The following is a 23,991-nucleotide window of genomic DNA, read 5'->3' on the forward strand; positions in this document are numbered from 1 at the left end:
ATAGGCCGGTACAGTTCATCTGTACCGGCCTATTTTTATAAGCAAGCAAACCTTCCAAATGGAATTATTTAACGAGCATTCTACCATCCCGACCTTATTACGGAATGTAGTAGCAAACATTCATAAACCTGAAGAGACGTTCCTCATTCATAAAAAAAATACGGAATGGGAAGAGATTTCTTATCAGCAAACCCTCAATAATGCTGATGCGGTATCTGCTTTTTTCTTAGCCAAAGGCATAAAAAAAGCAGATAGAATGGGCCTGATGATAGAGAATTCTCCGGAATACGTTTATTACGACCAGGGTATACAACAAATTGGAGCAATTAATGTATCCATTTACCCAACCTTATCAGAACAAGAAGTTACCTATATTGTAAACGATTCTGGTATTCGGGCTATTCTGATTGGCAATACCTTTCTCTATAAAAAAATCCTAAAAATAGCCCCCAACTGTAAACGTCTGGAATATATCATACCTGCCTTTCCTGAGTATCTGAAAGTAACAGTCCCTGAAGATTTACATGTAAAAATCATCAGCTTTGATGAAATATTAAAGAGCGCAGGTAAAACAACACAGGTTGACCTCGATAAAATCAGTCAATTACGGACTGAAGTGCTGCCTTCCGATATATCTTCTCTGATTTACACCTCAGGTACTACCGGAACACCAAAAGGTGTGATGCTTTCTCACAGTAACTTCGTTGAAAACGTAAAAGTATGTTTACAACAAATCCCCGTTATTGATGAAACGGAGACTTTCCTCTCCTTTTTACCTTTATCACACGTATTTGAACGTACAGCAACCTATCACGTATGCTGCGCGCAGGGTTGTAAAATAGCCTACGCACAAAGTCTTGAACTTTTAGCTAAAAACATGGGAGAAATCAAACCTACTGTAATGAGCTGCGTACCAAGACTACTCGAAAAAATACACGACAAAGCTATTAAAAGTGGTACAGCAGGCGGAGGCTTGAAATCCAGAATATTCCTTTGGGCATTAGAAACTGGTCAAAAATACAGACAAAAAAAAGAAGCTGGTAAAAATACAGGTATCTTTCTTTCAGCCGAAAAAGCTTTGGCAGAAAAACTGGTATTCAGCAAAATCAAAGAAAAAACAGGCGGTCGCTTAAAATTCATGATCTCAGGTGGTGCAGCCTTACCTAAAAATGTTGGTGAGTTTTTTGGAAATCTGGGGATTAAAATCCTTGAAGGCTTTGGCCTGACAGAAACCTCACCCGTAATGGCTGTTACAGAATACCACAGACAGGTATATGGTACTGTAGGTAGGGTTATACCAGGTATTGAAATTGGTATTCAGGATGTAGAAACTAAAAAAATCATTAACATTCAAACACATGAATCTTTTCAGGAAGATTTTGAATGTGAAGAAGGAGAAATCATTGTAAGAGGACACTGCGTAATGCAGGGCTATTTCAATAAGCCTGCAGAAACAGCAGAAGCTATTGATAAAGACAACTGGTTTCATACCGGTGATATTGGTCGTTTTTACAAGGGCAATCTGCAGATTACCGACCGTTTGAAAAACATGATCGTAAATGCTTATGGTAAAAACGTCTACCCTACCCCTGTTGAAAGCGTTTATATGAAAAGCCTTAAAATAGATCAGCTCTTTTTAATTGGAGACAAACGCGAATATCTGACTGCAATTGTAATCCCTAATAAAGAAAATCTGCAGGAAGCTTTCAATCTTCCCGAATCTTTTTTCCAGCTGCCAGAATTGTTCATCACTGAAAAGGAGATTGTTGACTGGATCGGACAAGATTTAAGGAAACTATCAGGAGAACTCGCTAAGTTCGAACGTATTAAAAACTTCAAAATAAAACGTACCCCATTTAGTATTGAAGAAGGTGAAATCACCCCTACGTTAAAGCCTAAACGAAAAGTGATTGAAGCAAAATATGCTGAAGTCATTAACGAAATGTATGCAGAAGCTGTTGACACAGATTAACATCCTGAAAATATTTTACGTTTCTTAATCCAAACCACATAAAGAACTAAGGTAAATCCCTATTTTTGCCTAATTTTAAATTAATATACAAAACAGCTATCAGGCTTGATGCCTGATACATAAAATATATGAGTACAGGACTATCAGAATTAGAAGTATTGCGCCGTAATTCGCTAAACCAATTACGTGAGCTTGGAATCAATCCATACCCTGCAGAAGCATTCGAGATCAATGCCAATGCTGCAGATATATTAGCAAACTACGAACGCGATAAAACAGCCTATAAGAACATCAGCATGGCTGGCAGGATCATGAGCCGCCGCATTATGGGAAGTGCTTCTTTTGTAGAACTACAGGATTCAACAGGTAGAATACAGGTTTACTTAAAAAGAGACGACCTTTGTCCGGATGAAGATAAAACCCTATACAATACAGTATTTAAAAAACTGATGGACCTGGGTGATTTCATCGGCGTTAAAGGATATGTTTTCACTACACAAACTGGAGAAATATCTGTACACGTTACAGAACTCACCTTATTGTCCAAATCATTAAAACCACTTCCAATCGTTAAACGTGACGAGGAAGGCAATATTTATGATGGATTTACTGATCCGGAAATGCGTTACAGACAACGTTACGTTGATTTAACGGTTAATCCTGGTTTCAAACAAATCTTTATCAACAGGTCTAAAGTAATCAATACTATGCGTGGTTATTTCGATAACCAGGGCTGGATGGAAGTAGAAACTCCAATCCTTCAGCCTATACATGGTGGTGCTGCTGCACGCCCGTTCGCTACGCATCACAATACACTGGATATGCCACTTTATCTGCGTATCGCCAACGAATTATACCTAAAAAGGTTAATCGTTGCTGGTTTTGATGGAGTGTATGAATTCGGAAAAATGTTCAGGAACGAAGGAATGGACAGAACGCACAATCCTGAATTCACTTCCATGGAAATCTATGTAGCCTATAAAGACTATATCTGGATGATGGGAATGGTAGAAGAATGTCTGGAAAAAGTAGCTTTAGCTATTCACGGAACAACAGTAGTAAAAGTTGGTGATCATGAGATCAATTTTGAAGGTCCATACGAAAAACTGACCATGTATGAGTCTATCCAAAAATATACTGGTATTGATGTGTCAGCCATGACTGAAGAGGAATTGAAAGAAACCTGTAAAAGTCTGAATATTGAAATTGATGCTACCATGGGCAGAGGAAAATTGATTGATGAGTTGTTTAGTGAAAAAGTTGAAGCCAACCTGATCCAGCCAACATACATTACTGATTATCCGATTGAAATGACTCCACTTGCTAAAAAACACAGAAGCAAGGAAGGTTTGGTAGAGCGTTTTGAGTTATTTGTAATGGGTAAAGAAATTGGAAATGCCTATTCTGAACTAAACGATCCGATCGACCAGAAAGAACGTTTGGTAGAACAATTGAAACTTGCAGAAAGAGGTGATGATGAAGCGATGGCTATGGACGAAGATTTTATTCGCTCACTGGAATATGGTATGCCTCCTACTTCAGGCTTAGGTATCGGTATTGACCGCCTGGTGATGTTAATGACTAACCAGTCGACGATACAGGAAGTACTATTCTTCCCTCAGATGAGACCAGAGAAAAAAGCTAAAGTAACTACAGATGAAGATTTCGTAGCTGTTGGCGTTCCTGCGGAATGGGTACAGGTAATCCGTAAAATGGGTATCAATACAATCGAAGAGTTAAAAACTGCCAACCCCAACAAGGTATTCAATGATCTTGGTGGAATGCGTAAAAAAATGAAGCTTGAGCTAACTATGCCTTCGAAAGAAGAAGTTACAGCTTGGTTCGCTTAACATAAACATAACAAAAAGTTAAAGGCCTGCTACACAAATTGTAGCAGGCCTTTTTTACTTTTATACAGATTTAAAATTTAATAATTATGAACAGTTCAAGTCTAGAAATTACAGAAAACGAATACTGCATTAAACTAAGCAAAGAAGCTTTTGATTTGACCCTGATCCGTCAATTGATTACCAGGATTCAGTCGGAACAGAAGTTCTTTAACAGGAAGAAAGATTACATGGAGGATGATATCATCAGCAGAGGGGCCTATTCAGAAGCAAGTGAGAATTTTGACAGATTAAGTGAAAAATAAAAGGCCACATTCGCATGTGGCCTTTAGTTATTTCATTAGGTTTAATTACCTGTATCTTACTTGCTGTTGTCTGTCCATCATCCCCAGCTGATCTTTCATTTGTTTAATCTGGTCAGCCAGCAATTTATTCTTATCAGCTTTCTTAGCTTCTGTTAAATACATCTGAGCTTCACGTTTATTTCTTTTAGCCATTGCAATTCCAGCAAGACTTAACTTTGCCAGGGCAATGTTATGGTCCATGTTCATTCCTAAAGAAAGTGATTTCTTAAAATACTTTTCAGACTGCATAGGTGTTTTTCTTGATTCAATCAATCCGATTAACAAGTTGTAATAACCATGCTGACCTCTGATTAACTGTTTTTCATAATCAGTTATTCTTCTCAGATAAGCTTCAGCCTTAACCATATTATCTTTTCTTAAAAACCACTGAGCCAGCAGCATATTCTCATTAAAGAAAAAAGTAACGAAAACAAAAATGCTAATAAAAACGGCCAGAATACCCCATCCCCATAAACCAAAGATCATAAGGGCTATAGCACCACCCAACACTGCAAAACCTAAAATAAGACGAACTACATTTGGCATATTATATTGTATTTTTTTTTGCAAATATCGTGTTTAAATACCAAAAATCAGATTTAATTTATAATTTCAGCAAAAAAAAGAAATAGCAGATCACGCAATCCGCACTGCTGAAAAAACAATTGATTACAATCCTCCTTAAATCATAAATTACACATGTCTGTTTCAATAGAAGAAAGCTGGTTAAAAGTGCTGAACGATGAATTCGAAAAACCTTACATGAAATCATTAAAGAACGCTTTACTGGAAGAAAAACAAAAAGGCCATACGGTTTATCCGAAAGGCGCAGATATCTTCAATGCACTAAATCATACACCTTTTAATAAAGTTAAAGTAGTTATTTTAGGGCAAGACCCCTATCACGGAACCGGACAAGCACATGGACTTTCTTTTTCTGTACAAAAAGGCGTTGCCGTACCACCTTCATTAAAAAATATCTACAAGGAGTTGGCTACAGATATCCCAGGCTTCACAGTCCCTGCACATGGCAACTTGACCCAATGGGCAGACGAAGGTGTTCTATTATTAAATGCAACTTTAACTGTAAGAGCTCATGAAGCAGGATCTCATCAGAAGTTAGGCTGGGAAACGTTTACTGATAAAATCATTAGCGAACTGTCTCAACAAAGAACCGGGCTTATTTTTCTTTTATGGGGCAGATTTGCACAAAATAAAGCCGCACTCATCGATCAGAAGAAGCACACCATTATTGCTGCAGCACACCCATCTCCTTTCTCGGCATACAATGGGTTTCTGGGTAGTGGCCCATTCTCTAAAACTAATGCAAAACTAATTGAGCAGGGAGAAAGCCCGATTAACTGGCAAATTGATTAAAAAATCAACAAAATACGCATAAAAAAAGTGCCTGTATCAAATAATGATACAGGCACTTCGGCTTTTAATTCTTAACATTAATATTCCAAAGGAACAATTGGTTCTTTCTTAGTTGTAGACATAATCATCATCGTCTGAAAAGTTTTCACTACAGAGATTTTACTGATTTTATCCATAATCAAACGCTCATAAGCTTTGATGTCATTCACATAAACTTTCAGCAGAAAATCGGCCTGGCCAGTAACGTGATGGCATTCCGTAATTTCTTTAATCTGGTTTACTTCATCCAAAAAGATTTGAATGGTATTGTTCTTATGAAAATCTAGTTGAACCTGTATAAAGGTCTTTATTCCCAATCCAAGTTTCTCCTCATCAACCAGAGCATGATAACTCTTAATAAAACCAGAAACCTCAAGTTTCCTAACTCTTTCCAATGTTGGGGCCGGTGAAAGTCCAATCTCCTGGGATAAAAGCAAGTTTGTCATCCTGCCATTTTCCTGTAACAATTTAAGAATTTTAAAATCTGTTTTATCTAGTTCTGTCGCCATTATTTATAAGTATGCCCAAAGATAGAATAACAATGCATTACACACCAAATTTTATTCTAAAAAAAAACCTATAATTTATCGTTTATTTCTCTTCTATTTTTTTAGATTTGTCTAAACATATAGTTAGGCAAACAAAAATGCAATCATTCACTGAAGAGAACTACCTGAAAATCATATATCATCTGTCTCAGAATAACGAGGAGGCCATACAAACCAATGCCATTGCAGAAAAAATGCAGACCAAGGCAGCATCGGTTACAGACATGATAAAAAAACTGGCAGAGAAACAATTGATCAACTATAAAAAATACCAGGGGGTTACCCTAACCCCTGCCGGCAAATCTGCCGCTATTAATATTGTACGAAAACACCGTCTATGGGAAGTCTTTCTGGTAGAAAAACTAAATTTTAAATGGGATGAAGTCCATGACATAGCAGAAGACCTTGAACACATAAAATCTACAGAACTGATTGAAAGGCTGGATGAGTTCCTTGCATTTCCGAAAAGTGACCCACATGGCGACCCCATTCCCGACAAAAACGGACAATTCGACACGATCCCTTTTACAAAACTAAGCAAGCTGAAATCAGGTGAAAAAGGTTTAATCATGGGCGTTAGCGAACACTCATCAGCCTTCTTAAAACATTTGGAAAAACTAGGATTAACTCTTGGAAAAAAAATTACCATTACAGAGATTAATGATTTTGACAGCTCTGTAGAATTGATGGTGGAACAAAAAAGAATAAGCGTAAGCCGAGAAGTCGCCAAACATATCCTTATTAAACTATAGTATGAAAGCCGAACATAATGCCCCCCAATCCCTAAGCGAAGTTCACCGTAGTGTAGATACCAGCAAACGCACAGGCTGGCGGCGTATCCTTTCCTTTATCGGTCCTGCTTACCTGGTCAGTGTAGGCTATATGGATCCCGGAAACTGGGCCACAGACCTTGCAGGGGGCAGCAAATTCGGTTATCAGCTCATCTGGGTACTGTTAATGTCAAACCTAATTGCATTACTCCTGCAATCACTTAGCGCACGTTTAGGCATAGTTAGAGGACTTGATCTGGCCCAGGCCTCCAGAAATGCTTACCCAAGCTGGATTAACATTCCTTTATTCGGCCTTGCACAAACTGCAATTATCGCCTGTGACCTCGCCGAAATCATTGGAATGGCTATTGGATTAAACCTTCTTTTCGGCCTGCCATTAATATGGGGGATCAGCATTACAATTTTCGATACGGTACTGCTCCTCTTTCTACTAAACAAAGGCATGCGAAAAATGGAAGCATTTATCGTTTCCATGGTATTTATTGTCGGCATTTCCTTCCTTGTTGAAATGTTCATTGTCGAACCCTCAATAAAAGAAATTATTGGCGGGTTTGAACCCTCTATGTTATCTGGCGAAGCACTTTACATCGCCATCGGTATTATAGGCGCTACAGTAATGCCACACAATCTATACTTACACTCATCCTTGGTACAAACCCGTAAATTCGAGCGTGACGAGAAAGGAATGAAAGAGGCTATAAAATTTAACTTCATAGATACTGCAGTCGCACTAAATCTGGCTTTTTTTGTAAATGCAGCTATATTAATCCTTGCTGCAGCCGCATTTTATAAAAATGGTCTCCATGAAGTTGCCGAAATACAGGATGCACATAAACTCCTTCAAAATATTTTTGGAAACGTGGCCCCAGCCCTATTTGCCATCGCACTAATTGCAGCCGGACAAAGCTCAACCATTACCGGCACCCTTGCCGGACAGATTGTAATGGAAGGTCACCTTAAATTACGAATCCAACCCTGGTTACGTCGTTTAATCACACGCCTGCTAGCCATTATCCCTGCATTTTTTACCATTCTCTGGTATGGAGAGGACGCTCTCGGTGGACTACTGATCCTTAGTCAGGTTGTCTTAAGCTTACAGCTTGGTTTTGCTGTAATCCCTTTAATACACTTTACATCCGATAAAAAAGCGATGAAAGGATTTGCGATTAAGACCTGGGTAAAAGTACTGGCCTGGACCAGTTCCATTATCATAGTATCCCTAAATGTCAAACTCGTTATTGAAGAAATTAAGACCTGGGGTGCAGAAGGAGGCTGGTACGTTTATGTGTTGGTCATTCCACTCGCCATATTAATTGGATTACTTTTACTTTATATTTTTATATATCCACTGACCCGTCGCCTAAAAGACGAGAACAATAATGTTCCACATGGTAAAGCACTGGACATCGAAAATGTAGAGAAGATCAACTATACCCGTATAGGCATTACTGTCGACTTTTCTAAAAATGACCGCAACACAATCCGTCATGCCCTTATCCAGGGAGGAAAACATGCCCATTATTACCTGATCCACGTGGTAGAAACAGCGGCAGCCCGGTATTACGGAGAATCAGCTTTAGACCTCGAGACAAAAAGTGATATAGAAAATCTTCAGAAGTACTGTAACAATCTGGCCGAACTAGGTTACAAAGCCAGTCCGCATATTGGTTATGGAGGAACAGTAAAAGCAATCGTGACCATCAGCAACGAAAGTAACCTTCAGCTATTGGTGATGGGAGCTCATGGACATAAAGGCTTAAAAGACCTCATATTGGGTACTACAGTGAATTCTGTACGTCATAAAGTATCTATTCCTGTATTGATTGTGAGATAAAATTGAGATATTAGCCGATTCTTATGAAGAACGATATCCAGATAAAAAACAAAAGGGCCTTTTTTGACTACCACATTATTGAAAAATATAATGCCGGACTGGCCTTATTAGGTACCGAAATCAAAGCAATCAGACAGGGTAAGGCCAATATGACCGACGCTTTCTGTATGTTTATCGGCAATGTACTTTATGTAAGAAACCTTCACATCTCAGAATATAGTCACAGTTCATTTCATCATCACGAAATTAAGCGTGACCGCATTTTATTACTCCATAAAAAAGAGCTCAAAAAACTAAAAGCAAAAAGTGAAGAAAAAGGCTATACCATTGTCCCATTACGCATCTTTACAAACGAAAGGGGCTTTGCGAAAATAGAAATTGCATTGGCACAGGGTAAAAAGGAATTCGATAAAAGAGATAGCATCAAGGACAGAGAATCAAAAAGAGAAATGGACCGGGCAATGAAAATTTAACCGGTCTCTAATCCTTTATCTTCCTACCAGGCCTGATCACCTACCAGCGGTACAAATCTGAAAGTATCCAGTTCAATCCGGTCATAATCTGTTTCACTAACACGGATTACCGTTACCATTTTTTGCGAATGTTCATCTCCTACCGGAATCACCAATATACCACCAACTTTTAATTGTTTCAATAAGATTTCCGGTACAAATGGCGCACCTGCAGTTACAATGATCTTGTCGTACGGAGCGTGTTCTGCAATCCCCTTTGATCCATCACCAAAAAAGAAATGCGCATTATACCCCATTCCAGGTAACACTCTTATGGTATGTCGATATATGCTTTCCTGACGCTCAATGGTATACACATTAGCACCAAGCTCCATTAAAATACAGGTTTGATACCCCGATCCTGTTCCGATTTCCAGAACTTTATCACCTTTTTTGATATGTAGCAATTCACTTTGATAAGCAACCGTATAGGGTTGAGATATAGTTTGCCCGTCGCCTATCGGGAAAGCGATGTCCTTATAAGCCTGGTTCCAAAAGGTTTCATCAAAAAAGAAATGCCGTGGTACCTTACCTATTGCCTTAAGTACTTTTTTGTCAGTAATCCCTCTTGATTCAAGATGAACCACCAAACGCTTCCTTGCCCCCTGCTCTCTGTAATTATCAACAAACTTGTATGCCATTTCACATCAAAAATAGCTATTTGAAAACTAATAATTCAATATTTCCAACGCCAAATAGAATTGAAAAGCCTAATCAACACAGGATCAATCGTAATAAAATCTAGTAAGGATCAACATCTACCTGGATGTTTACTGCTCTGTAATCCTTTTCAGATTGAAACTGCAGGATAGTTTCCTTAAGGATAGATTTTACTTTCTGGATGGACGTATCTTTATCGCTTTTGATGATTACCTGTTTGATATAGTAATTCCTGATTCTGCTCACTATTGGCTGCTCAGGTCCCAATACCCTACGTCCCAATTGCGCCCTTAATGCCGACGCGAAACGTTGTGCAGCTACATTTAAAAGATCCTGGTCCTTATGTTTAATATTGATAAAAATCAATCTTGTAAAAGGAGGGTATAGAAACTGCCTGCGTTCCGTAAGTTCATCATTATACATTTCAAGATATTTATTTTCAATTACCTGTTTAATGATGCGGTGCTGATCATCATAAGCCTGTATAATCACCTTACCTTGTTTATCTCTTCGTCCAGCCCTACCAGCCACCTGTGCCAGCAATTGGTAACTACGTTCAAAAGCCCTGAAATCCGGATAATTAAATAACGTATCTGCGTTAATCACTCCAATCAGGGTTACATTATCAAAATCAAGCCCCTTGGCTACCATCTGCGTGCCGATCAGAATATCTGTTTTCTTCTCCTGGAAATCGGTAATAATCTGCATTAGGCCGTTTTTAGTACGGGTACTATCCACATCAAGCCTCGCAATTTTTGCCTCCGGAAAAACAAGACTCAACTCTTCCTCTACACGCTCCGTACCAAAGCCTTTTTGCTCTATATGTACCGAGCCGCAAGCCGGGCAAACGTTCACGCTACTTTGGTGATAACCACAATAATGACAATGTAATTTACCACTGGTTTTATGGTAGGTTAAAGAAACATCACAGCTAACACATTTGGGTGCATAACCACAAGTTGCGCAGATTAAAATTGTCGCATAACCACGTCGGTTCTGAAACAGTATAACCTGCTCCTTTTGTTCCATGGTATAAGCAATTTCGTCAATCAGCTTACTGGAGAAGTAAGAAACCATCTTCTTCTTTTTCGTTTCTTCGGAAATACTAACCACCTCATGTAAGGGCAATTCCACTCCACCAAAACGCTCAGTTATGGTAACCAATCCGTATTTATGATTTACAGCATTGTAATAACTTTCTATTGAAGGAGTAGCCGACCCAAGCACAGCTTTAGCCTGGTGTAAATGTGCCAGGTAAACAGCTACATCTCTCGCCTGGTAGCGTGGCGACGGTTCCTGTTGTTTGTACGATGATTCATGTTCTTCATCAACTACAATCAATTTTAAATCTTTAAAGGGTAAAAACACGGCAGACCTTGCGCCTAGTACAACCCTGTATTTACCATTCAGGACCTTATTCCAGATCTCCACCCTTTCATTGTTATTAAACTTCGAATGATATACACCAATAGCATCTCCAAAATAACGCTGTATACGCTGAACAATCTGTGTTGTTAACGCAATTTCAGGAAGCAGAAATAATACCTGCCCTCCTTTCTCGATTGCCTTTTCAATCAGTTTAATATAAACCTGTGTTTTGCCAGAAGCAGTAATACCATGCAACAGTACCACATCCTTCTCCTCAAACCGATCTTCAATCTCTGTTAAAGCTTTATGCTGAACTTCACTCAATTCAAAATTCAGAACAAAGTCGTCCTCATTTTCCTTCAAACGACTTACAGGACGCTTCTCGACTTTAAAAATATCTTTATCGAGCAGTGTTTTAAAGGCAGCCTGTCCACAACCACTCTCTTCCAGCAGCTGATGCTTAGGAATTAAATTCTGTTGCCTGTAAAGCTTAATATAGGTCAATAAAGCATTCAACTGTTTAGGCGCCCGTTCCAAAATTGAGAACAACTGTTTCAGGTTCTCTTCTTCCTGGTAAAAAACATTCAGGGTAACAAAAGACTTTAGCAAAGGTCTGTATTTCTCAACCACTTCCTCCGCTATATAAATCAATCCTTTTTCTATTAGAGAATTGATAATCGGATAAACTGTTTTTTGTCCCAATAAAGCCGAGACCTCATCAACAGTTAAGCGCTTTTGACTATTTAAAGCTGCAACAAGGATATTTTCCTTGTCTGTCAACACCTCTTCTGCTTCAGCATCTTCCCTTAGCATAATGATGGTTTCGCTGGCCAGTTTTAAGCCAGTCGGTAATGCGGCCGACATTACATCCCCTTCATTGCACAAATAATACCCCGTCATCCAATCCCATAACTGCAATTGCTGAGCAGTAATAATCGGGTGCTCATCTACCACATCAATAATATACTTTGCCTGGTATAGTTCCGGTGCAGTTTTACTAATGCTCTTTATTAGGGCTGTATATATTTTGTTCTTCCCAAACTGTACGACTACCCGTTTCCCTACAGCTACCTGATCATTTAAATCAAAGGGCACCCTGTACATATAGTTTTTAGCTAATGACAAAGGTAAAACGACCTCTACAAACAAAGTTTCCCGCTCTTGAAAGCCACCACCACTAATGTGCGCCCCAAACTCCAACTCACCAGTCTCCATTGTTACTTACGTTTTGAGGCTGCAACAAATAACAAGGCCCATCCAAGTATAAAACAAAGTCCGCCAATAGGTGTAATCGGACCAATAAAATTCAAGAAACCAATATTCAAAATCTCACGGGTTGCCAACAAATAAAGCGATCCGGAAAAAAACACAATACCCAGTGTAAAAAAAATATAAGACCATTTTGCCAGTTTATCATGATCAACAGCAAACAGCGAAAGGAAAAGCAATGCAAAAGTATGGTAAAACTGATATTCCACCCCTTTAGCCCAAATTTCAAGTGCTCCGACACTCAGTACATTCTTTAAACTATGGGCACCAAAGGCACCAAACATTACGGCTATAGCACCAAACAATGATGCGGTTAAGATGATACGTCTGCTCATGATAGATCGGCTTTAATACAACAAATTTAGCAAAATGCAGGTATTTCCCCAGTAATCACAACGATTAAATTAAATAGTCAAACTATTCAGTTAAATTTGTAAGTAACACATGAAAAAGATTATAATTATTATCAGCCTGTTGGTTATGGCCATTGTAACAATGGCGTATTTATATTTTTCTAAACTAAATGCAGACCATAACACAACTGATGTTGGTTTACATGCCGCTACTTCTACCTCCGGTCTGATCTTCTCTTTTGAAAACCAAAAAGAAATTACAGACATTTTAAAAGAACAACCTTTGTTCAGTGAAATTCTGGGTGCAAAAAAATACAAGCAACTGTCTGCTATAAAAAAATACCTGCTTATGCTACCCAGCGTAAACCAGGAAACAGAAAACCAACAAGCATACATAACCTTTGTTCCCGGGACGGCGCAAGAGATAGATTTCATATGTTTTACGCAACTTCAAACTCCTGTGCAGAAAACGCAGATGCTACAGTCAATAAAGCAAAGTGGAACCCAGGTACAAACCTTAAAGAACCTGAGTAAGCTAAGTCTGGCCGACAGTACCATTTGCTACCTGGCTGTTAAAGAAAACCTGATTGTACTTTCCAATTCACAAGAACAGGTAACAGCATTTTTATCTAAAAAAATACAGGATAAGGAAGACAAATTTGCCAACTATATTCAAACGGGCAATAAATTCAACAAAAATAGTCTTGCGCAACTATACATCAACTTCAACACCATCCCACTGCTGTTAAAAAACATAGTGGCTGGGAAACTAAACGGAGAACTTTCTGTGTTGGATAACCTTGATGCTTTTGCCTCCTTAACCTACAATTACAGTAAGGAAAAGGTATTACTTACCGGAACTACAATTGACAATAATCCAAACAGCTATTACAACCTATTCTCCGAACTACAGGCAAAAAAAATGAGCATACAAAATATGCTACCTGCCAACACTTCCTCCTATACCATATTTGCAATAGACAACTATCTGCCCTGGAGAAAAAAACTTTTGAACTGGCAGGCAAATAATAAAGAAAACAAAAAAGCTAATCAGATCATTGAGGAAATCAATGCAAAGTACCACCTGAACCTGGACGACATACTCCCTAAATACTTTAAAGACCAGCTGATTACCTTTCAACTGAGCAGCACTGAAAAAATCGGTGCAATAAACCTAAGCAACGGCGATAAACTGACACAACTATTAATTGACCTGAGTAGCGACTACAATGGTGAAATAAAAGTACTTAAAGAAGCCGGAATACTTAACGCGTACTTCGGGCTACCATTCGAGGGCTTCAAAAAACCTTTTTACGTGATTTTTGATAACTATATGGTTTTCGCAAACAATGCAGCTACTTTACAGGATTTTTTAAACAATTATGACAACAACCTTTTACTGATCAATACACCGAATTACATCAATGCCAGCAATCAATTACCAGTCAATGCTAGTATCAGCATCTATATTGACCATTCCAATTCAAATGAACTCTTTAGAAAAAACATCTATTTACCGTACTATAAACACCTTCAATCCGATGAAGGATTAAAAAAATATGATTCTTTCACCTATCAACTTAGTGGCGACAATGGTAAGTTTCAAACCAATATCTTAATCAATAAACAGCCCGAAGTTTTACAAAAAGATTCTTTAGCTTTATAGCGTCCAATCATCCCACATGGCAAAAAAGTACCTTATCCTATGCGCTTTATGTATCTGTATCGCTCCTTTTGCAAAGGCACAGCAATATGGATTATTCAATACCAGAACCCTCTTTGATGGTTTTGAAAATCCAGCACAAAGAACATTTGTAGTAGACTCGTCCCGAAAGTTTGCCTCCAACTTTTTCCTGCCGAATTTAGGTATAAATGCAGCGAACAAGGGCAATTCAGATCTTATCCGACGAGCCATTAATGAAGGGACTTACAGTGCCAAGGATCTGGTATTAGGGAGTGGCGATATAAATACCATACATCAAAACACAAACATTTACCTACTAACTTTCAGAATATTCCAGTCGTACAAATTCCAGAAAGAACTCGGCTTTGCATGGCAATTGCGTAGTGATGCTCACCTGGATTATACCAATGAAACACTGGCTATACTTGATTCGTACAGACGCTTTGTCGGCAGAACTCCATATGATGATGTTTTTAATAACGATGGATACGAACAATCTTATCATCAGTTTAGCGTAACCTATCGGGAAAACATCAATAAAAGACTTGCATTTGGAGCTAAAATCAGTCTCTTAAGTGGCGTTACTTATAACAGGTTAAATATTACCGATTCTTACCTGTTGATGGATCCTACAAATAATCTGATCAATGTAAGAGTAAAGGGCGCATACAAAGCCAGTTTCCTGGAGACGGATGAACTTTCGCATAAAACTGCAGCACCTAATTTCAGAAATCCAGGTATATCTTTAGGTTTTGGCACCAGCTATACGGCAAAAAACGGAGTCTTCATGATGGCTAACATCAAAGATCTTGGCTTCATCAAATGGGGAAAAACAGCTTATGTAAATAACATCAGCTCAGAGGTAAACATTACAGACCTCAGTCAAAAATCCTCCTCCCAGATAGAAAGTGAATTAGCTAATATCGCAACTGATGAATCGGTGAACAAAAGTTTCTACTCATTAACCAATGCTAAAGCAGATTTTATGATCTCAAAACCATTTAGCATCACTTATTCGTTTTCTTATACACCTGGCCTTGTTGTTTCCAAAAATCTATTTTACAAAGGTGGAGATGCTGCTTTTGTGAATAAGTTCAAATACAATACGATGGCTTTAAGCGCCATCCCTACCTATAATTTTAATGGTTTATTTTTGATGGGAATACAAGGAATGTATCAGACTCCTAACTTCGAAATATTCCTGGGATCAGATAATCTTTTCAAAACCGTTACACAGATAAATGGAGCACTCAAACAAGACCACACCATAGGAACTGGCTATAATGGTGCATCGTTCTATATGGGCGTTGGTATAAAATTTGGAAATACAGTTGAACATGCTCAAAACACCAGCACAATCCCAGGAATTAACGATCAGGAAGCCAGCTTTTTCAAACGAATTTTCAGCGTATTTTCAAAGAAACGATGATATTAAAATAGGAGTAATAACAGATTCTTTCTATTTCCTGGAAATAATTTCTTGACGAACCTTCTTTACGAAATCTACAGAAACTTCCGCAACATCAGCCACCTGCTGATCAGAAAGCGTCAATTTTATAATTAGGTTCTCTACAACATCATGGCTTTTCCGCGCTTCTCCCTTCTCAATCCCTTTCTCAAATCCTTTTTCAATTCCGATTTTTTCACGTCTTTCCAGTAAAATCTCTTTAACGCCCATAGGGGTAGTCCTTCCTGTTAATTGTTCCACTTCTTTTTCAAATCTAATCATCATTTTCGGGTTTTCAAAATTCACATAATAGGCCAGAAAAGCCCAGATTTTATCATATTTTTCCTTATCCAGATTTCTTTTCATTAATTCATAAGTCAGATCAAGCTTGATTCGTTTTAACCCCTCATCGTCGATTTTCTTATTCTTTAATGCCATTAAAACGGTCAGTGCGACAACTGCAAACGGATTCGGATTTGCTCTTAGCATACCTTCATCCTGCTCTAAAAGCTTATAGGTGTTAAATTCATAGCTCAATCTTGTGCCTAAATATTCCTCCTTATATATTTTTGGATGATGACTTTTAATATCATCTATTAAAATGGCAAATGCAGTAATCGATACATTATGTTTATCCTTTGCTCTATAAAAGTAACGGAACATTCTTGAGCTTAGTTCTTCATGCCTTCCGTTCCCCTGGACTTCCACATGCACCAATATAAATTTAGAACCACCATTTTTCAAATGAACTTTCACTAATTTGTCTACGAACCGCACACCGGCAGTATCTTCTTCCGGCGGAAATAATCGATTGAACTCTTTATCCAAAAAAGCAAACTTCTTATCAAAGTCAAACAATCCACCTGCATCCGCAAAAAAGAAACGCAGAAAGTCCTCAAAAATATCATCTAGGATACCCTTCCAAAGTTCGTCATCGCGTTTATATGGCTTTGCATTAATTGCTCTAGCGGAGACTTCTGTTGTGCTTGTTTCTACTGCCATCTATTACTGAATAAAATATTTCAGTAAACGTCGTAAGATCAGCGATGAAAACTCTTGATTATTACAAATTCAACGGAAATCACGGAATTATCCATTTTAATCCATATAAAATTTGCTTGATTATAAGATGGACAATGAGGTGCGACACATAATTCTGCTCACGATTCTAGCTAACCTCTGCAATAGCAAGACCAACCTTCTCTTGCGAGATCCTTTGTTAAACTACCAATGACGAGGAGCATATAGCATATACCTGTCATTACCAATTTTTTGTATTTTTTCTAATGCCAGGTTCTCAGAATGACAACCGTATCATATTACTTCTTTTTGGGAGTAGTCAGCACGAAGTCCTTTAGATAAAATGGCTCAAAATAAGCTACATCTTCAAATTGACTATTATTGAAAGCTTTAAAAGCCAGGGCACTCATATTTGCAGCAGAATTAAAGTTTAACTCAGAAAATACCGCATTAGGGTGCTGTATTACAGCCGCACATTTCAAAGCACCATCGCCTACAAAGGTAACCGTACCAGAAGCCAGTTCAGCAGCAAAACTATGTTCATCAACAATCTTAGCTTCAGTAGCACCGGCATAATTTAAACCGGAGTCAAATACTGCAGTAAACACCTCCATCCTTCTTGCATCTATCATGGCGCAGGTTAAGCCATTATACCCCTTCTGTTGCGATAAAAAACCTCCGGCCATCATCTGCAGTGTATCAATAGCAATTAACGGCTTATCCATTGCAAAACACAATCCCTTAGCAGTCGAAACACCAATACGTAACCCAGTGTAAGAACCAGGTCCTTTACTCACCGCTACAGCATCCAGGTCAGCAAACTTTAAATTTGCCATATCCATGGCTTCTTTGATGAATAAAGTTAAACTACCTGCATGAATATTGCTGGCCATTTGTTCTTTTAATGCAACAGTTTCCCCATTTACGGAGATCGCTGCGGAGCAAACTTGGGTAGCAGTTTCAAGCTGAAGTATTGTAGCCATTGTATTGATATTTATAGTAATCGAAAATATTAAAATTAAGGAACCGGATCATGACCATGACTACCCCAGGGGTGGCAACGTCCAATCCGCTTTAAAGTAAGCCAGCCGCCTTTAAAAGGGCCATGTTTTTTAATGGCTTCAATGCCATATTGTGAACACGTAGGTGTAAATCGACAGTTTGCACCTAGTAACGGTGATATAAGCCATTGGTACAATTTAATCAGCACCAAAAACACCCAACCAATAACCAGCTTAATTACCCCCATCTGCTTTCTTTATTTCATTAACTTCAGCAATAGCCGAAGCCAGTCTTTTCAGGGCAGCAGCCAGCTTCTTCTCAAAAAAAGAATAATCGTAAATCTTTTTACCAACAAATTGAAGGGAAAGTAGCAGCAGTTCTTCAGACTCTGGCAATAAGTTATATAGTCCTTGCTCCTTCTGTAAACGGTAAGCCTCGCGACTGCGACGCTTAATCAGGTTTCTGTCTACCGCTCTTTTGTATCTCTTTTTAGCGACATTAATCACCACTTGTACTGGAAACTGATGTTCAACAGGTACATACAAATAAGATACGCGAAATGGGTACAACAAAAAAGAAGAACCGTTCTTAAATAGCAGGTCTAATAATTTCCTGCTACATAACCGTTCTTCTTTATTAAATGTGTTCATCCTTTTGATTGCAATTTTGCAGACATTTTGATCTGCTAACACATCAAGTGCTGCAATCAATGAATTATGATTTGTGGCGGCCTTCGCTTGAAACCGTTAATCTTTTTCTTCCTTTTGCGCGGCGTGAAGCTAATACTCTTCTACCGTTTGCTGTAGCCATTCTTTCGCGGAAGCCGTGTTTGTTTCTTCTCTTTCTTTGCGAAGGTTGGAATGTTCTTTTCATAACTGTATTATATCTTGACTAATATTTTTAAATAAGAGGTGCAAATATAGGTCGATTTTTATTTAATTGCAAATACATTTTGCTATAGTTTCCAATTTCACGAAAATCATCCTACATTCCCAATGCGGCTTTCAGCTTTATATAGCCTGTTTTGCTCACTGGCAGCCAAATATCCGTTTTTAAAAGGACAATATAACTATCTTTCTCTTTCAATTCAATCCTACTAACCTGGGCTAAATTTATGATATAAGAACGATGTATACGGATAAACTGACTACTTTCCAGTGTCCGCTCAAAAAAACTCATCGTTTTATTTTTATGAAAAACACCTTCTATTGTACTCAATTTCACATAATCATCGTCAGCCTCCAGGTAATGAATATCAGCTACAGCGATAATTTTAATTACTCCGTTCTTTTTCACCACCACCCTATTGCTCTGTACCGGACTTAAAGCAGCGACATCCAGCAATTCCTGATCTACAGCTGCAACGTTGTTCAATCTGGCAGGTATTTTATGCATAGCCTGTTCAAATCGGCTTTGCTCAATCGGTTTCAATAAGTAATCCACGGCATTTACTTCAAATGCTCTAATGGCATATTCGTCAAAAGCGGTCGTAAATATGACAGCAGGATGCTTATCTACCAGTTCCAACATTTCAAAACCACTGATCTTAGGCATTTGTATATCCAGAAAAATAAGATCGGGCTGATATGCCGCAATTGCCTTTATCCCCTCAAAACCATCGCTGCATTCGGCAACAACCACAACATCAGGAAAACTGCTCAAATAGTGCTTTACAACATCCCGCGCTAAAGGTTCATCGTCAATTAATATTGTTCTTATCATTTTGTTGAGGTATTTTAAGCGTGGTTTCAAACATATTATTATCAATTACTTTTGTTTGCAATAAGTGTTCATCAGCAAACAAAAGATATAATCGGCGCCGGATAGCTGTAAGTCCAAACCCGGTACCTTCCGAAGCCTTCATTTCAGGGTCAAAAGGATTCTGAACTACAATTACCAGATGACGGTGTTCCAGTTTTACAAACAAAGATATGGTAATCGGAGCAGCAGTATTATAAAGACCAAATTTAATGGCATTCTCTACTATTGGCTGTAAAAAAGTCCCTGGCAAACGTAAATTTAAAGTTTCTTCTGCTACTTCCAGCTCCACATTTAAGCGGTGGCTAAAACGCACCTTCTCTATATCGAGGTAAAGGCGAATGTATTCCATTTCCTCGGCCATAGATACCCAAACCTCATCATCTCGTTTTAAAGTCCCTCTTAAAAAAGCTGCCAAGCGGGTAATCATTGTCCCGGCTTCTTTGGGATTTACAATAGTAAGCGCGTACACAGAATTTAAACTGTTAAACAAAAAGTGAGGTTGCAACTGGTGGCGAAGTTTATTTAACTCTGCTTCTTTCGATAAATTCTGCGCTGCCAACAGTCGCTCCTGGGTTGCCGACTGCTCTTCCAGTCTATACCATAAAATGTTAGCCAGGGCACACCAGGCAATAAACACGAACAAAATTAAGAAGCGTATAATCAGTGAGTCTTTCAGAAAGCTGAGGTAATCCGTCTGATCTCCAAATAAAAACACGAGTAAAAATTTACTCATTAAAGTAATGAAAAGCGCCATGATAAAAGTTAGCGCCAGTACAAAAACTATAGTTTCATTTTTTGGCTGGTAAAACCCGAGCATATTGCTCAAAATGATACAGGCCAGGGCCAGTAACCCATTCGTAACTACACTATCGGCAACAGATATGGTTAAACTAAAGTTAAGTGTAGTATAAAAAAGACATATAAATACCACTACCCATCCCAGGAATATAAAGGAAGCTATTTTCTGAATTCTACGGACAGATAATGGTCTGTTTGTCAAAACAATTTAATTGAAGGTGTGGAAAATGGTAAAAGTTCCTGTAAATATGATTTATGTTGATTTACTGTATCTAAAAAAGCATTGACATCATCTGGCTCATGCAAAACTGAAGCCAACTCGGCGCCATCCGCTGGCGACTGAACTTCATAAAGATCTGCCACACAAATGAAATTCCAGGTCACCATATCTCCATTACAGTTTCTAAAAGGCTGGTGAAACTCGTCAGCCTGTCTTTCTGCTTTCAAAAGTGCTTCATCACAATTATCAGCAATGGTTAACCGTAACTGTTCATCAAATTGCGATGCATGATCCCCATCGCCGGTAATTATCTGGTAAATATATCTTACTACAAACCACTTCATTGTATTTAGTTTTAAAAGTTTCTGATATCAACCCCTCCAAACAAAGCCACCCCTTCAATTATTAATACTTTACGAGGCTCAACCGCAGCCACACCCAACGTCCTTTTATCATCAATACCACCAAAAATAGCGGCCACTTCCGATTTCACTTCCCATCCCGGGGGAATAACAATTTTCACTCCGCCAAAAACGGCAACCACATCTATTTTAACAACCCCCTCAAAATCAGCCTGCATTAGATTGATATCAGAGCCACCAAATACAGCAACCACATCTCCACCTTTAAAATTTTTGGAGTAAACCTTGTGCTGATTGCCTGCAAAAATACTTACAGACTCTATAATGTCGTTCCTATCCACAGCTGCATACCTGTCATCCTCTGTCCCATCATCTGTATCATCGCCTGGTATATTTAAATCGCCCATCGCAGCATACTTCCTTTTCATTCTGCTTTTCCACCTTGCTTTACACCTGTTGGTGCGATCTGCATCTGATTTCTTAGGTTTAAACAACAACAACAAACCGATAATGATAAACAACAATGGGAAGTAGTATTTCGAAATGTCAAAATCAAAAATTGCCCTTGCTGTGAAAAACACGCCTATTAACGTCATAATAAGCCATCCTGGTCCATTAAAATTCCGTTTATACCCAATCAGCAATCCAATAATAACCAACAATATATGCCAGCTAAAAATCCAGTCAGGAATATAAAATCCAAAATTCCTCAAAAGAAAAACCAGGCCTACCCCAATAATGATCAACCCTCCACATATCCTGCTCGAATTATTATTATTCCTTACCTTTTCCATTTATTATTTTATTAATGTCTTTATCCTTATTATGTATCCAAAATTAGTTCGTCTACCCATAGCTACAAACAACTGTCGTACCTTTAGCCAATTATAGTCGGTAAACGACATGATTCTGTCGGTAAAAATTTTAGACCATTACAAAAAAACCCGGACAGTTATCGAGATTAACTGTCCGGGTATATAAAAGATGATATACTTATATCTATTTTTTCAATAAATCTCTGATCTCAGTAAGTAATTTCTCTTCGCTGGTAGGTGCAGGTGGCGCAACAGGAGCCGCCTCTTCCTTACGTTTTAGTGAATTGATACCTTTCACCAACAGAAATACAGCTAGTGCCAATAAGAAGAAGTTAATCGCTACACTTACAAAACTACCGTAAGCAAAAACCACAGCTTCAGGAACTTTTCTGGCTTCCTCTAAAGGCAAGTTAGCCGCAACATTCCCTTTTAATACTACGTATAAATTACTGAAATCGACTGAACCGATAACTGCAGAAATCAGAGGCATGATTAAATCCTTAACTGCACTATCAATAATTTTACCGAATGCCCCCCCGATGATTACACCGACAGCCAGATCCATCACGCTGCCTTTAACGGCAAACTCTTTAAATTCTTTTACAAATCCCATATCAAAGTTTTTTAAGTCTATCTAATTTATAAAAATCATACCAAAAAACAAAGATTTTATATTCAGTAAATTTATTTTATTTCGAATTATTTAGCTCCATCCTTTGCTATCAGATCATTATATTCCGAAATCAGAGAGCGAATAAAGTCAAATTTAAACTTATCTGCTTTTTCGTAACACGCTGCTACATGTGCATTATCCTTTACCATGTTTAAAAAAATGTCTTTTCTGTCCTTTCTATTACCCCACATTCCTTTTATAACCATAGAATGCGGTTAGGTTATATTTCCTCTACTTTTTTAGCAGCGAGACCAGTCCATTTTACAATATCGGAAACAGCAATACCCATTTTCTTCAACTCATAAGCTACTTCCAACTTACCTTTTTCCATGCCTTCTTCAATGCCTTTTTCCATGCCAACTTTAATTCCATCCTGATAAAATGGATCTCTTTCAATTTTAAAAAATGTTTCTATCGAATCCATAACTTGTTTTAAATCTTTTTCTAAATTTCTTAATTGCACTAAAACATGTAGTTGTTTAATATAGCGTTCTGCAGTAAGAGAGTCAGGGGCCTCTTGCTTTATACTATCCAAAATATCTTTCAAAACCAATTTCGGATCTTGTTTATTCATATTCCCTAAAATAGCAAGCATTTTCCCCTCTATATTCTCCGATTTTAAGAGCAAATCATAATCCACAGAAGAAAGTGCAGTGAGGTTATACCGAAACTGCATATCTTTAGTATTAATCATAGTCTGCATGGCAGACTTACCTTTCCCTATATAAATTACATACTGAAGCACAGGAAGACCATCATACTTTCTCTGCAACATCACGGAATACTCGGCCATCCTGTAAACCATTCTCTTTTTATCATTCTTATACTGGAATTCAATATGAAGAATAAAAACGTTGCCTTCCTTATCTTTTACCTTTTTCAGCAGATCTGTTTTCCGTTCCTTGGTATATTGTACATCGTCCTTCAACTCCTCAACTGTTGTCAAGTCCAATCTCAAAACATTTTCGATTAGAGTCGGCAAATTCTCATGCATATTCTCCCGAAATATTTTATCAAACTGACTACCCTGAATTGCTTTGTTAACTGCGACTACCCTTCTCATTACAATCTATGTCTAAAGAACATACCGTTTCTATTAAATCCACAACATAGTCAAACGTAATAACAAAAACTTAAATTAACACAATTATCTAATAAATTAATTAAAACAATGAAAAAGTAGATTACTACAAACAAATTCAATATTTTAACGCTAAAACACAGAAAAACAAAATCAACTCCAGAAGGGCAATACGACACCGTTCGAGATCAATACAGGATAATTACTATTAAAC

Annotated in this window: 26 protein-coding genes; 9 read left to right on the forward strand and 17 right to left on the reverse strand. The window is 38.1% G+C overall.

The window, feature by feature from the left end:
* Positions 1-58: 58 nt before the first annotated feature.
* The 3 genes from R2Q84_RS04670 to R2Q84_RS04680 all read left to right on the forward strand — a co-directional run bounded on the left by R2Q84_RS04670 (position 59) and on the right by R2Q84_RS04680 (position 4,124).
* Complete coding sequence (locus R2Q84_RS04670; RefSeq protein ID WP_316815365.1) at positions 59-1,972, forward strand: long-chain fatty acid--CoA ligase; 1,914 nt, start codon at positions 59-61, stop codon at positions 1,970-1,972.
* A gap of 128 nt (positions 1,973-2,100) precedes the next feature.
* Complete coding sequence (lysS, locus tag R2Q84_RS04675; RefSeq protein ID WP_316815366.1) at positions 2,101-3,822, forward strand: lysine--tRNA ligase; 1,722 nt, start codon at positions 2,101-2,103, stop codon at positions 3,820-3,822.
* An 86-nt stretch (positions 3,823-3,908) separates the two neighbouring features.
* A complete protein-coding gene (locus tag R2Q84_RS04680) occupies positions 3,909-4,124 on the forward strand; it encodes a hypothetical protein (protein ID WP_316815367.1) in 216 nt (71 codons plus the stop codon).
* Positions 4,125-4,169: 45 nt separating this feature from the next.
* Here the strand turns inward: R2Q84_RS04680 and R2Q84_RS04685 are convergent, their stop codons facing one another.
* Positions 4,170-4,709, reverse strand: a complete 540-nt coding sequence (locus tag R2Q84_RS04685; protein ID WP_316815947.1) for a DUF2892 domain-containing protein — start codon at positions 4,707-4,709, stop codon at positions 4,170-4,172.
* 153 nt (positions 4,710-4,862) lie between these two features.
* On the opposite strand from R2Q84_RS04685, the gene ung reads away from it, so the two are divergent.
* The gene (ung, locus tag R2Q84_RS04690; RefSeq protein ID WP_316815368.1) at positions 4,863-5,540 is read left to right on the forward strand and encodes a uracil-DNA glycosylase; all 678 of its coding nucleotides are present in this window, start codon (positions 4,863-4,865) and stop codon (positions 5,538-5,540) included.
* Positions 5,541-5,617: 77 nt separating this feature from the next.
* Here the strand turns inward: ung and R2Q84_RS04695 are convergent, their stop codons facing one another.
* Positions 5,618-6,088: an Lrp/AsnC family transcriptional regulator gene (locus tag R2Q84_RS04695; protein WP_015807383.1), complete on the reverse strand. Its 471-nt coding sequence runs from the start codon at positions 6,086-6,088 to the stop codon at positions 5,618-5,620.
* Positions 6,089-6,225: 137 nt separating this feature from the next.
* Here R2Q84_RS04695 and R2Q84_RS04700 point away from each other — a divergent pair, with 137 nt between their 5' ends.
* Genes R2Q84_RS04700 through smpB form a run of 3 tightly spaced genes read left to right on the forward strand, consistent with a single transcriptional unit; the run spans position 6,226 to position 9,225 of the window.
* Positions 6,226-6,879 carry a metal-dependent transcriptional regulator gene (locus tag R2Q84_RS04700; protein WP_316815369.1) on the forward strand — a complete coding sequence of 218 codons (654 nt, stop codon included), beginning with the start codon at positions 6,226-6,228 and terminating at the stop codon, positions 6,877-6,879.
* Position 6,880: 1 nt separating this feature from the next.
* A complete protein-coding gene (locus R2Q84_RS04705; RefSeq protein WP_316815370.1) occupies positions 6,881-8,752 on the forward strand; it encodes an Nramp family divalent metal transporter in 1,872 nt (623 codons plus the stop codon).
* A gap of 23 nt (positions 8,753-8,775) precedes the next feature.
* Positions 8,776-9,225 carry an SsrA-binding protein SmpB gene (smpB, locus tag R2Q84_RS04710; RefSeq protein WP_316815371.1) on the forward strand — a complete coding sequence of 150 codons (450 nt, stop codon included), beginning with the start codon at positions 8,776-8,778 and terminating at the stop codon, positions 9,223-9,225.
* A gap of 23 nt (positions 9,226-9,248) precedes the next feature.
* On the opposite strand, the gene R2Q84_RS04715 is transcribed toward smpB, so the two are convergent.
* The 3 genes from R2Q84_RS04715 to R2Q84_RS04725 form a co-directional block, all read right to left on the reverse strand.
* Positions 9,249-9,905, reverse strand: a complete 657-nt coding sequence (locus R2Q84_RS04715) for a protein-L-isoaspartate(D-aspartate) O-methyltransferase (RefSeq protein WP_316815372.1) — start codon at positions 9,903-9,905, stop codon at positions 9,249-9,251.
* A gap of 100 nt (positions 9,906-10,005) precedes the next feature.
* A complete protein-coding gene (gene priA / locus R2Q84_RS04720) occupies positions 10,006-12,507 on the reverse strand; it encodes a primosomal protein N' (RefSeq protein ID WP_316815373.1) in 2,502 nt (833 codons plus the stop codon).
* 2 nt (positions 12,508-12,509) lie between these two features.
* A complete protein-coding gene (locus tag R2Q84_RS04725) occupies positions 12,510-12,896 on the reverse strand; it encodes a DUF423 domain-containing protein (RefSeq protein ID WP_316815374.1) in 387 nt (128 codons plus the stop codon).
* 109 nt (positions 12,897-13,005) lie between these two features.
* Between R2Q84_RS04725 and R2Q84_RS04730 the strand changes: the two genes are divergently transcribed.
* Together R2Q84_RS04730 and R2Q84_RS04735 are read left to right on the forward strand one after the other, a co-directional pair.
* Entirely contained in the window at positions 13,006-14,580 is a 1,575-nt protein-coding gene (locus tag R2Q84_RS04730) for a hypothetical protein (protein ID WP_316815375.1), read from the forward strand.
* Positions 14,581-14,596: 16 nt separating this feature from the next.
* Positions 14,597-16,027 carry a DUF5723 family protein gene (locus R2Q84_RS04735; RefSeq protein WP_316815376.1) on the forward strand — a complete coding sequence of 477 codons (1,431 nt, stop codon included), beginning with the start codon at positions 14,597-14,599 and terminating at the stop codon, positions 16,025-16,027.
* Positions 16,028-16,057: 30 nt separating this feature from the next.
* On the opposite strand, the gene R2Q84_RS04740 is transcribed toward R2Q84_RS04735, so the two are convergent.
* From R2Q84_RS04740 to R2Q84_RS04795, 12 genes are all read right to left on the reverse strand, one after another.
* Positions 16,058-17,047, reverse strand: a complete 990-nt coding sequence (locus R2Q84_RS04740) for a hypothetical protein (protein ID WP_316815377.1) — start codon at positions 17,045-17,047, stop codon at positions 16,058-16,060.
* A 317-nt stretch (positions 17,048-17,364) separates the two neighbouring features.
* Positions 17,365-18,048, reverse strand: a complete 684-nt coding sequence (gene tsaB / locus R2Q84_RS04745) for a tRNA (adenosine(37)-N6)-threonylcarbamoyltransferase complex dimerization subunit type 1 TsaB (protein WP_316815378.1) — start codon at positions 18,046-18,048, stop codon at positions 17,365-17,367.
* A gap of 35 nt (positions 18,049-18,083) precedes the next feature.
* The gene (yidD, locus tag R2Q84_RS04750; RefSeq protein ID WP_316815379.1) at positions 18,084-18,314 is read right to left on the reverse strand and encodes a membrane protein insertion efficiency factor YidD; all 231 of its coding nucleotides are present in this window, start codon (positions 18,312-18,314) and stop codon (positions 18,084-18,086) included.
* Entirely contained in the window at positions 18,301-18,717 is a 417-nt protein-coding gene (locus R2Q84_RS04755; RefSeq protein ID WP_316815380.1) for a ribonuclease P protein component, read from the reverse strand. The genes yidD and R2Q84_RS04755 overlap by 14 nt, the downstream gene beginning before the upstream one ends.
* Before the next feature lie 64 nt (positions 18,718-18,781).
* A complete protein-coding gene (gene rpmH, locus R2Q84_RS04760; protein ID WP_316815381.1) occupies positions 18,782-18,940 on the reverse strand; it encodes a 50S ribosomal protein L34 in 159 nt (52 codons plus the stop codon).
* 111 nt (positions 18,941-19,051) lie between these two features.
* On the reverse strand, positions 19,052-19,789 hold the full coding sequence (locus R2Q84_RS04765) for a LytR/AlgR family response regulator transcription factor (protein WP_316815382.1): 738 nt from the start codon (positions 19,787-19,789) through the stop codon (positions 19,052-19,054).
* Positions 19,767-20,828, reverse strand: a complete 1,062-nt coding sequence (locus R2Q84_RS04770) for a sensor histidine kinase (protein ID WP_316815383.1) — start codon at positions 20,826-20,828, stop codon at positions 19,767-19,769. The genes R2Q84_RS04765 and R2Q84_RS04770 overlap by 23 nt, the downstream gene beginning before the upstream one ends.
* The gene (locus R2Q84_RS04775) at positions 20,825-21,190 is read right to left on the reverse strand and encodes a DUF4288 domain-containing protein (protein WP_316815384.1); all 366 of its coding nucleotides are present in this window, start codon (positions 21,188-21,190) and stop codon (positions 20,825-20,827) included. Before R2Q84_RS04775 ends, R2Q84_RS04770 begins: the two co-directional genes overlap by 4 nt.
* An 11-nt stretch (positions 21,191-21,201) precedes the next feature.
* On the reverse strand, positions 21,202-22,002 hold the full coding sequence (locus R2Q84_RS04780; protein WP_316815385.1) for a LiaF transmembrane domain-containing protein: 801 nt from the start codon (positions 22,000-22,002) through the stop codon (positions 21,202-21,204).
* Between the two features lie 205 nt (positions 22,003-22,207).
* Positions 22,208-22,636 carry a large conductance mechanosensitive channel protein MscL gene (gene mscL, locus R2Q84_RS04785; protein ID WP_316815386.1) on the reverse strand — a complete coding sequence of 143 codons (429 nt, stop codon included), beginning with the start codon at positions 22,634-22,636 and terminating at the stop codon, positions 22,208-22,210.
* 86 nt (positions 22,637-22,722) lie between these two features.
* On the reverse strand, positions 22,723-22,902 hold the full coding sequence (locus tag R2Q84_RS04790; protein WP_316815387.1) for a hypothetical protein: 180 nt from the start codon (positions 22,900-22,902) through the stop codon (positions 22,723-22,725).
* Between the two features lie 14 nt (positions 22,903-22,916).
* Positions 22,917-23,759, reverse strand: coding sequence for an Rpn family recombination-promoting nuclease/putative transposase (locus tag R2Q84_RS04795; protein WP_316815388.1), 843 nt, complete (start codon positions 23,757-23,759; stop codon positions 22,917-22,919).
* Positions 23,760-23,991: the final 232 nt, after the last annotated feature.

This window comes from Pedobacter nyackensis (assembly GCF_032678475.1).
GTDB classification, from domain to species: Bacteria; Bacteroidota; Bacteroidia; order Sphingobacteriales; family Sphingobacteriaceae; genus Pedobacter; species Pedobacter nyackensis_A.